Here is a 10,019-nt window from a genome sequence, read left to right on the forward strand (position 1 = left end):
ACGTATAGATGAGATGAGTAGCCGAACGGCCCACTTAGACATCCGCGGAATGAGTTGCGCGAACTGCTCGCGCACCGTCGGCGAGGCGTTGGAGTCACTCGACGGCGTGGCGAGCGCCAGCGTCAACTTCGCCACCGACGAGGGTTCCGTGGAGTACGACCCCGAGGAGGTATCGCTCGGCGAGATATACGACGCCGTCGAGGACGCCGGCTACGAGGCGCTCTCGGAGACCCGGACCATCGGCATCACCGGGATGAGCTGTGCGAACTGCGCCGACGCGAACCGGAAGTCGCTGGAGTCGGTTCCGGGCGTCGTCGCCGCCGAGGTCAACTTCGCCACCGACGAGGCGCACGTCACCTACAACCCCGCCGACGCGAGCCTCGACGACATGTACCGGGCGGTCGAAGCGGCCGGCTACACGCCCGTCCGCGAAGACGCCGGCGACGAGGAGGGTGCGGAAGACGCCCGCGACGCCGCCCGCAACGAGGAGATTCGCCGACAGAAGCGCCTGACGTTGTTCGGCGCGGCGCTGTCGCTGCCGCTCCTCGGGATGCTCGCGGTCGAACTGTTCGGCGGCGGCCTCCCCGAGACGATTCCCGGCACGGGCGTCCCCATGGGCTGGGTCGGCTTCGCGTTCGCCACGCCGGTGCAGGTCTACCTCGGCCGCGAGTTCTACGAGAACTCCTACACGGCGCTCGTCCGGAACCGCACCGCCAACATGGACGTGCTCATCGCCATGGGGTCTTCGACGGCGTACCTCTACTCCGTCGCCGTCCTCGTCGGCCTCCTCGCCGGCAGCCTCTACTTCGACACCGCCGCGCTCATCTTGGTGTTCATCACGCTCGGGAACTATCTCGAAGCCCGCTCGAAGGGACAGGCGTCGGAGGCGCTCCGAACGCTCCTCGAACTCGAAGCCGACACCGCGACGCTCGTCGACGACGACGGGACCGAACGCGAGGTCCCCCTCGACGAGGTCGAGGTCGGCGACCGCATGAAGGTCCGTCCCGGCGAGAAGATTCCGACCGACGGCGTCGTCGTCGACGGCGACTCCGCGGTCGACGAGTCCATGGTCACCGGCGAGTCCGTCCCCGTCTCGAAGGCCGAAGGCGACGAGGTCGTCGGCTCGACGGTGAACCAAAACGGCGTCCTCGTGGTCGAGGCGACCAAGGTCGGTTCCGAGACCGCAATCCAGCAGATCGTCTCGCTCGTCAAGGAGGCGCAGGGCCGCCAACCCGAGATTCAGAACCTCGCCGACCGCATCTCGGCGTACTTCGTGCCCGCGGTCATCGCCAACGCCCTCCTGTGGGGCGTCGTCTGGTTCCTCTTCCCCGAGGCGCTCGCCGGCTTCATCCGGTCGCTCCCGGTCTGGGGGCTCGTCGCGGGCGGCCCCGTCGCCGCGGGCGGCGCGGTCTCGACGTTCGAGTTCGCCGTCGTCGTCTTCGCGTCGGCCGTGCTCATCGCCTGCCCCTGCGCGCTCGGCCTCGCCACCCCGGCCGCGACGATGGTCGGGACGGCAATCGGCGCGCGAAACGGCGTCCTGTTCAAGGGCGGCGACGTGCTCGAACGCGTCAAAGACGTGGAGACGGTCGTCTTCGACAAGACCGGCACGCTCACCAAAGGCGAGATGACGCTGACCGACGTGGTCGCCGTCGGCCCCGCCGCCGACGGCTCCGGCGTCGTCACCGCCGACGACGAGACGCTCGACGAGGACGCGGTGCTCCGGTACGCCGCCTCGGCCGAGCGCAACAGCGAACACCCGCTGGCCCGCGCCATCGTCGCCGGCGCGGAAGGCCGCGGCCTCGACCTCGCCGACCCGGAGGACTTCGAGAACGTCCCCGGTCACGGGATTCGCGCGACCGTCGACGGGAAAACCGTCCTCGTCGGTAACCGCAAATTCCTCTCGGACGCGGGTGTCGACCCCGCCCCCGCCGAGGACGCGCTCCAGGACCTCGAACGCGAGGGGAAGACCGCGATGCTCGTCGCGGTCGACGGCGACCTCGCGGGCGTCGTCGCCGACGCGGACGAAATCAAGGAGTCGGCCGCAGAGGCCGTCGCCGCGCTCCGCGACCGCGGCGCGACCGTCCACATGATTACCGGCGACAACGAGCGGACCGCCCGCGCCGTCGCCGAACAGGTCGGCATCGACCCCGAGAACGTCAGCGCCGGCGTCCTCCCCGAGGACAAGGCCGACGCCGTCGAGTCCCTGCAGGCCGACGGAACGAGAGTCATGATGGTCGGCGACGGCGTCAACGACGCGCCCGCGCTCGCCGCCGCGTACGTCGGCACGGCGCTCGGCTCGGGAACCGACGTCGCCATCGAGGCGGCCGACGTGACGCTCATGCGCGACGACCCGCTCGACGTGGTGAAGGCCATCCGCATCTCCGCCGGGACGCTCGCGAAAATCAAACAGAACCTGTTCTGGGCGCTCGGCTACAACACCGCGATGATTCCGCTCGCGTCGCTCGGCCTCCTCCAGCCAGTGTTCGCCGCGGGCGCGATGGCGCTGTCGTCAGTGTCCGTCCTCACGAACAGTCTCCTATTCCGGGCCTACACGCCGGACCACGACTACCGCTTCCTCGACTTCCTCCGGCGGTAGTCCGTTTCGCCGTCTCGCTTTTGTCCTCGCGCGGCGATTCTCTCAGGGTATGTCCACTCGAACTCCCGCGCGGACGGAGCCGTGGCTCTTGGTCGCCGTCGGCGCGTTCCTCGTTCTCGTCGGCCTCGGAACGCTCGCGAGCGCCCCGTGGCGCTACGCGGCCGGCGGGTCGGTCGTCGCGGTCGCCGCGCTCCAGATAGTCGGGTCGCTGTCGGCGGTCGTCATCGGTGCCGGAGCCGCGTGGCTCGGGGCGGTCGGAGCGCGCGAAAAACGGTGACGGACGGGGCGTTCAGTACCGCGACGGGAGGAACGCCATGCCGATGAGGAGAATGACCGTGGTGAACAAGACGATGGCGATGCCCCAGAGGCCGTTTTCGGTCTCGTGGAAGCTGTCGATTTCGGACAGTTGTGCCTGGTAGCTGTCGTAGTTCTGCGTCAGGACGAGCGTCTCGCCGTCCGGGAAGTACGCGAGGTACTGCTGTCCCGAGAGGGTCAGATTCGCCTCGTTTTCGACGGTGACGGTGTTCTCCTCGGACGCGAACCACTCGAGGGTTACGCCGGAGGTCTCGACCGCGTCGACGGTGACAGACTGGTTGTTGTAGTCGAAGGAGTCACCTTCGGCGACGGTGCGCGTCTCGTTCGCCGGGAAGTACTCGTCGACCGAGACGAGCGTCGAATCGTTGACGACGACGTAGCGCTCGCCGTCACGGGTGACGGTCTCGTTGTCGGCGTTCGAGTCGGCTTGGAGGATTGCGGTCTCGTTGTACAGTTCGACCAGCGTCGCCTCGGTGGGGTCGGAGACGTTGGCGATTTCGACACGGTAGTCCGTGCCGTCGAGCGTGACGGTGCTCTCGTTGTCCCACGTCTCGGTGAAGCGAGCGGAGTCGTTCACGTAGGTGAGTTCACCAGAGCGGACCAGCGTGGTGCCACCACCGTGACCGCCCGACTCCTCCTCTTCGGTTATCGACGACACTGTGTACGCCTGGTCGCTATCGGGGACGGAGAACTCGTCCCCCTGTGCCAGCGAGTACTCGGGGTTCTCGAAACTGACCGACGGCGTCGATGCAGTCGCGATAAGTGAGTATGCACCGGCACCGATGACCAGGAAGAACACGACGGAGATGACCGCGGCGCGTCGTTGCATGGTTTCGGCATGGGCCACGCGGCGTATAACGATTACTTTTCCTCGGAGCGTGTCACCGCGTCGCGCGACTGCCGGCGGCGACTCCCGCCCCCAATACGACGGTGCAGACGAACAGTCGAAGCTGTGGATTGACAAGGGTTTTTGAAACTATTGGCCGAACCTCCCGCCAATGAGATACCGACCAGTCGTTCGACGGAGCCGAACCGGGAGTTGGTCGTGACGCGCGACGACGACCTCGTCACAGAACAGTTGGAACTCGCCGCCGATCGGTTCGACTTCCTCAACGCGCTGGACGGTACGCGCCTCGACAAGCGAGACTTGACCGAGGCGCTGCCGTACTCCCGCTCGACGGTCGACCGCGCGATACGCGACCTGACCGCCGCGGGGTTCGTCGTCGACGACGGCGACTACACCACGTCGCTGAAGGGCGGACAGTTCATCTCCCTGTTTCGTTCCACCCGCGACGCCGCCGCCGACGTGCTCGAACTCGACTCGTTCGTCGCCGGAGCGGCCGCCGACTACCCGCTTCCGGTCGAGGCCGTCGTCGGGGCCGACGAACTGCGGACCGACCCGCGCGTCTCACACCCGTTCGATGCGCTCGGAAACAGGTTCAAAGCGACGACCAACGGGACGTTCGTCCTCCCGTACCTGCCGAGTCAGACGTTCGTCGACCGGTGTACGACCTGGCTCGTCGACGGGCACTCCTGTCGGTTCGTCGCGCCCGACTCCGTCGTCACCGCTATCTGGCGGGCGTACCCGGCGTTTCTCGAAACCGTACAGACCGTCCCGGACTGCGAGCTTCGGGTCGGCGAGGTTCCCCCGTTCGCCATCGCGCAGACGACGCTCGACGGGACGCCCCACGCGATGGTGGTCGCCTACGACGACGACGCGCGCGCCCGCTGCGTCATCGAGAATACGAGCGAGCGCGCCGTGGCGTGGGCCCGGAGCCGCGTGCAGTCGATTTGGGAAGCCGCGAGCCCGTTCGACCTCAACGGAAACGCCGACGGCGATGCTCCCGAAACCGAAGCCGACATCGCGGACGCCAAAGCGGGCGATGCGGACGGTAAAGCGACGACGGCTGGTCCCCGGAGCGTAACTGACGACCGCGGTGGGAGTGCAGCGATTCGCGGCCCGGCGCTCTCCACGGTGCTGCGGTCGCAAGGGTTCGCCCGACTCGCTCCGGCGTACTTCGACCGCGTCGGCGTCTCGCCGCCGCTGGCGTGTTGGCGCGCCGGTTTCGACCTCGGCGAGGTCCGCGCCGGTTACGCGCTCGACCGCGAACGCCCGACCGAAGACGGACGCGAGAACGTGACTGACGACCTGTTCTCCCGTCTCCGCTCGGGTACCGACCACGTCGTGACGGGTCCGCCCGGCGCGGGAAAGAGCACGGTCTGTATGTCCGTCGCGTGCCGGTGGTACGACCACGAGCAGGGTACCGTCCTCTACCGAAAGTCCGGCCAGCACGACCCGTTTACCTCCGCGGCGCACCTCGGGTCGTACCTCGCCGAAGCCAGCGGGCACGTCCTCGTCGTCGTCGAGGACGCGACCCGGACCGAGGCGAACAGCATCTTCGAACTCGTCCGCGAGTTCGACGACGACGACCGCGTGACGTTCCTCCTCGACAGTCGGGAAAGCGAGTGGCGCGACGACTCGCTCCGCGGCACCGCTCGCCTCGAATTCCACCGGAGACAATCGATAGACGTGGTCCCCGTTCCCGTCGTCGACGCCCGCGAGCGGGCCAGACTTGTCGAGCACTTCGAGGCGACCGTCGGAACGAACGTCGATATCGACCCCGAGAAACTCACCCCGAACGAGGGCGGAGACCTCGAACCAGGAGAGATGTATCTCTTTTTGCATCGACTCGCCCGGCACGCCGAGCCGGCAGCCGGAGGGAACGCCGCCCCGACGAGCCTCCTCGACGATATCGATTCCGTCTACGCCGACCTCGAACGCGTCGACGAGCGACTCGGCATCGACGTCGGCGTTCTCGTGAATCTCCTGAACGCCTCGGGCATCGGCGTCTCGCCGCCGCTCGCGTACGCGCTCACCGAGTCGAAGCGCGACGAATCGGTCGTCGAAGAAGCGCTCGACGCGCTCGAACGGACCGTCCTCTACTCCGCGTTCGGCGACGACGAGTCCGACGGCGAGCGGGTTCGCGCGGTCCACGAGACGTGGTCCGCTCGTTTCCTCCAGCGGCTGCTCGACCTCGAATCCGAGCGTCGCGCCCGCCGCCGGTTCGAGCGATGTCTCGACGCGCTCTGCTCGCTCGTCGACGACGGCGACGCGCGCCGGACCGTCCAATCGGTGTTCGGCGGCACCGCCGATATCGTTCGCACTATCGAGAGCGACCCCGCGACGTGGGGAGAACGACTCGTCCGTAGCGTGTTCGAACTCGGCGTCAACACGCCGACGCTCTCCGAGCTGTACGCCGAGACCGACTACTCCGACGTCGACGTGCCGCGGGCCTGCGACGGGACGCTCCGACTCGACGTTCGTCGGTGGCGCGCCCGCATGTTCGTCAACGGGGGCGAACTTGAACGCGCCAAACGAGAGTTCGAGTCGCTCGCGTCGCTCGACGACGAGCGCCTCGACGAGACGGCACTGGTCCGCGCGCGCGCCGACGGCTTTGCCGGACTCTCCGAGGTCGGACGCTACCGCGGTTCGTTCGAGCCCGCCCGCGAATACGCACAGGAGGCCCTCGAACGATTCAGTCGAATCGACGACGAGGTGGGCCGCAGCGACGTGTTGAACGCACTAGGTGGTATCGAGGCACAGACCGACAATCCGGAGGCCGCGAAAGTCTACTACCAGCGAGCGCTCGGACTCCGCCGCGACCTCGAAGACGATACGAAAGTTGCGAGCACGCTCGCGAACCTCGGACTCGTCGAGATAACGCTCCGAGAGTTCGAGTCAGCCGCAGCGCACGCCCGTACAAGTCTCCAGATTCGCCGCGAGATTCAGTATCCGTGGGGGGAAGCGCTGAGCCTCGCCGTTCTCAGCCGTATCGAACTCGAAAACGGGACGCTCGACGAAGCGGAGCGATACGCCCGACTCGCGCTCGACATCCGCGTCGAAATCGGCGACTCCATCGGCATCGCGTCGACATCGAACAACCTCGGAAAGATAGCGTTCGACCGCGGCGCGCTCGAGGACGCGCGCGAGCGCTACGAATCGCTTCTCGACGACGTCGAGGACCCGGAGTTCGATTGGATTCGAAGGGACGTGTACTACGGTCTCGCCCAAACGCTCTCTGAACTCGGTGAACCGGAGACCGCCATCGAATACGCCGAACGCGCCATCGACCTCCTCGAAGAAAACGAGTCGAAGCGGACCGAACTCCAGACAGTCCGCGCTCGAACCCTCCTGGACAGCGGCGATCTCGACGACGCGCGAACGGTCGCAGAACGCGCCCACGAACGAGCGTCCGGACTCGGCGACGAGCCGAGGACGCTCGCGAGCGTGACGCTCGGAGAGGTGTACGTGCGGTCGGGAGAGACTGACGACGGGATTTCCCTGCTCAGAACTGCAATCGAATCCGCCCCGACGGCAGCTCTCGAAGGCCGGTGTCGCCGACAGTACGCTACGGCGCTCTGTGAGACCGGAGACGTTTCCGATTCACTCGCCGAATTACGACGCGCTGCAGCGTGCTTTTCCTCTGTCGAAGCCGGGGTTCGAGCGCGGAAGACTGCACTTGACGCCCTCGAACTCGCACACGAACTGGGCGACGCCGACGCGGTCAGCGCGCTCGAACAGCGGCTCGTACGATAGCGTCGTCAGTCGCTGCTTCGATACCGAGACGCGTCGCTCGCGAGAGTTGCGTTCGAAGAGAAAAGCCAAGGGCCGGATTTGAACCGGCGGGGGTTCCGCTCTGCAGGCGGATGCGTTGGGCCGAACTCTGCCACCTTGGCGCAGTTACTGGTATCCCTGTCTTGTGCTTAAGCCTGACGGTGTGCGACCTGAGTCGGGCGTTTTCGCTGTCTCGACCGAGAGAGCAGTCGCTGTCTGTGCGGTGTGCGAGCGAGCGATTGCCGCTCGCTATAAATGAAAAAAGCCCACTGGACCGAAGTCCAGTGGGCNCGACCGAGAGAGCAGTCGCTGTCTGTGCGGTGTGCGAGCGAGCGATTGCCGCTCGCTATAAATGAAAAAAGCCCACTGGACCGAAGTCCAGTGGGCTCTGTATGAGTGGGGGCGGCGAACTGGATTTCCCAGAGGATCGCTCACTCCAGTACTGACCAGAACGCAGGTGAGCTTAACTGCCGTGTTCGGGATGGGTACGGGTGGAACCTCACCGCTCTGGCCGCCTTAATGCCGACCAACGGAATCGAACCGTTGTCATACCAATATCGGACGGGCCGTCTTACCAATGTGTTCGTGCAATCCAGTTTGCGCCTGGACCCGTTCTCGGGTCTCAGTGCGTATGAATGTGGCTTGGACTGTTAGTGCTCGCGGGCTTAACAACTCGTTGCCTCGTTGCGTACCCCCCGAGTCTATCGAACTCGTCTTCTACGAGTGTCCTCAGTGGAACTTCTTTTCCGTGTGGGTTTCGAGCTTAGATGCGTTCAGCTCTTACCCCGTGGTGCGTAGCTGCCCGGCATCTGCCCTCTCGGACAACCGGTACACCAGTGGCACCCATTCGTAGTTCCTCTCGTACTATACGAACGTTCACGTCAAGTTCCTTAACACCCCCAATAGATAGCAGCCGACCTGTCTCACGACGGTCTAAACCCAGCTCACGACCTCCTTTAATAGGCGAACAACCTCNGGCAGGATGGAGGGAACCGACATCGAGGTAGCAAGCCACCCGGTCGATATGTGCTCTTGCGGGTGACGACTCTGTTATCCCTAAGGTAGCTTTTCTGTCATCTACGGGTCCCATGAATGAACCTCGTAGGTTCGCTAGACCACGCTTTCGCGTCAGCGACACTCGTTGGGAATGTCACTGTCAGACTTCCGTTTGCTCTTGCGCTCTTCCACGAGTTTCCGACTCGCGTGAGGAAATCTTTGGGCGCGCTCGATATCTTTTCGAGCGCGTACCGCCCCAGTCAAACTGCCCGGCTACCGGTGTCCTCCGCCAGGAGTGAGAGTCGCAGTCACTAACGGGTAGTATTTCAATGTTGCCTCGGTGGCCCGCTGGCGCGGGTACCTGTGTAATGGCTCCTACCTATGCTGCACATTAGCGACCACGTCTCAGCGACAGCCTGCAGTAAAGCTCTATAGGGTCTTCGCTTCCCCTTGGGGGTCTCCAGACTCCGCACTGGAACGTACTGTTCACCGGGCCCAACGTTGGGACAGTGACGCTCTCGTTGATCCATTCATGCAAGCCGCTACTGAAGCGGCAAGGTACTACGCTACCTTAAGAGGGTCATAGTTACCCCCGCCGTTGACGGGTCCTTCGTCCTATTGTACTAGGTGTTCAGATACCCGCACTGGGCAGGATTCAGTGACCGTACGAGTCCTTGCGGATTTGCGGTCACCTATGTTGTTACTAGACAGTCGGAGCGTCCGAGTCACTGCGACCTGCTCGGTCAAGAGCAGGCATCCCTTATCGCGAACTTACGGGACTAACTTGCCGAATTCCCTAACGTCGGTTGATCCCGACAGGCCTTGGCTTGCTCTGCCAGCGCACCTGTGTCGGATCTCGGTACGAGCTTCTTGCTTGTCTTTTCACGGGCTCTAGGTACCGCCGAATTTCTCTATCTCACCATTCGTTCGCTTCGTGCCGTTACGGCTTCCACGAATTTCGGTGATTCGACGGGGCGAAGGCCCCGCTCGGTGTTTCCTAAAGCGTCGACGTTTAGTGCAAGAAGGTACTGGAATATTAACCAGTTTCCCTTTCATCTANTAGACTTAGGATCGACTAACCCTCGGCTGATTGACAGTGCCGAGGAACCCTTGCGCGTAAGGCCGTCGGGGTTCACACCCGACTCTCGCTGCTACTGAGACCATGATTTTCGTTGCTGCACGGTCCACACGAGTTCTCACCCGTGCTTCCACCCATGCAGTATGCCAACCTACGGAATCGTGTCATAAGACACGCCGCCAGGTCTCGGAGGTGGATTTGAGTCCCGATCATTTTCGACGCCTCGAACCTCGGCCGGTAAGCTGTTACGCTATTCTTAGAGGGTAGCTGCTTCTAAGCTCACCTCCCGGCTGTTTAGGGCTCGAGACAATCTTCAATCACACTTAATCCACACTTTGGGTCCTTAACCTGGCTCTGGGTTGTCTCCCTCACGGTGCACAAGCTTACCCCGCACACCGGACTCCCTGAGTCTACGACGT

General features: G+C 64.4%; 4 protein-coding genes, 1 tRNA gene and 2 rRNA genes. 3 read left to right on the forward strand and 4 right to left on the reverse strand.

From position 1 onward, the window contains the following. The first annotated feature begins 13 nt into the window (after positions 1-13). Positions 14-2,596, forward strand: a complete 2,583-nt coding sequence (locus tag C457_RS17360) for a heavy metal translocating P-type ATPase (protein ID WP_008096698.1) — start codon at positions 14-16, stop codon at positions 2,594-2,596. Between the two features lie 49 nt (positions 2,597-2,645). Continuing rightward, entirely contained in the window at positions 2,646-2,873 is a 228-nt protein-coding gene (locus tag C457_RS17365; protein WP_049913687.1) for a hypothetical protein, read from the forward strand. 12 nt (positions 2,874-2,885) lie between these two features. Here the strand turns inward: C457_RS17365 and C457_RS17370 are convergent, their stop codons facing one another. After that, on the reverse strand, positions 2,886-3,740 hold the full coding sequence (locus C457_RS17370; RefSeq protein WP_008096701.1) for a hypothetical protein: 855 nt from the start codon (positions 3,738-3,740) through the stop codon (positions 2,886-2,888). A 216-nt stretch (positions 3,741-3,956) separates the two neighbouring features. Here C457_RS17370 and C457_RS17375 point away from each other — a divergent pair, with 216 nt between their 5' ends. Beyond that, entirely contained in the window at positions 3,957-7,508 is a 3,552-nt protein-coding gene (locus tag C457_RS17375; RefSeq protein ID WP_239640774.1) for a tetratricopeptide repeat protein, read from the forward strand. A 63-nt stretch (positions 7,509-7,571) separates the two neighbouring features. Here the strand turns inward: C457_RS17375 and C457_RS17380 are convergent. From C457_RS17380 to C457_RS20790, 3 genes are all read right to left on the reverse strand, one after another. Further along, positions 7,572-7,648, reverse strand: a tRNA-Cys gene (locus tag C457_RS17380). 275 nt (positions 7,649-7,923) lie between these two features. Further along, positions 7,924-8,045, reverse strand: a 5S ribosomal RNA gene (gene rrf / locus C457_RS17385). Between the two features lie 111 nt (positions 8,046-8,156). After that, positions 8,157-10,019: ribosomal RNA gene (locus C457_RS20790) — 23S ribosomal RNA — on the reverse strand; the annotation flags it as partial.

The organism is Haloferax prahovense DSM 18310 (genome assembly GCF_000336815.1).
Classification (GTDB): Archaea; Halobacteriota; Halobacteria; order Halobacteriales; family Haloferacaceae; genus Haloferax; species Haloferax prahovense.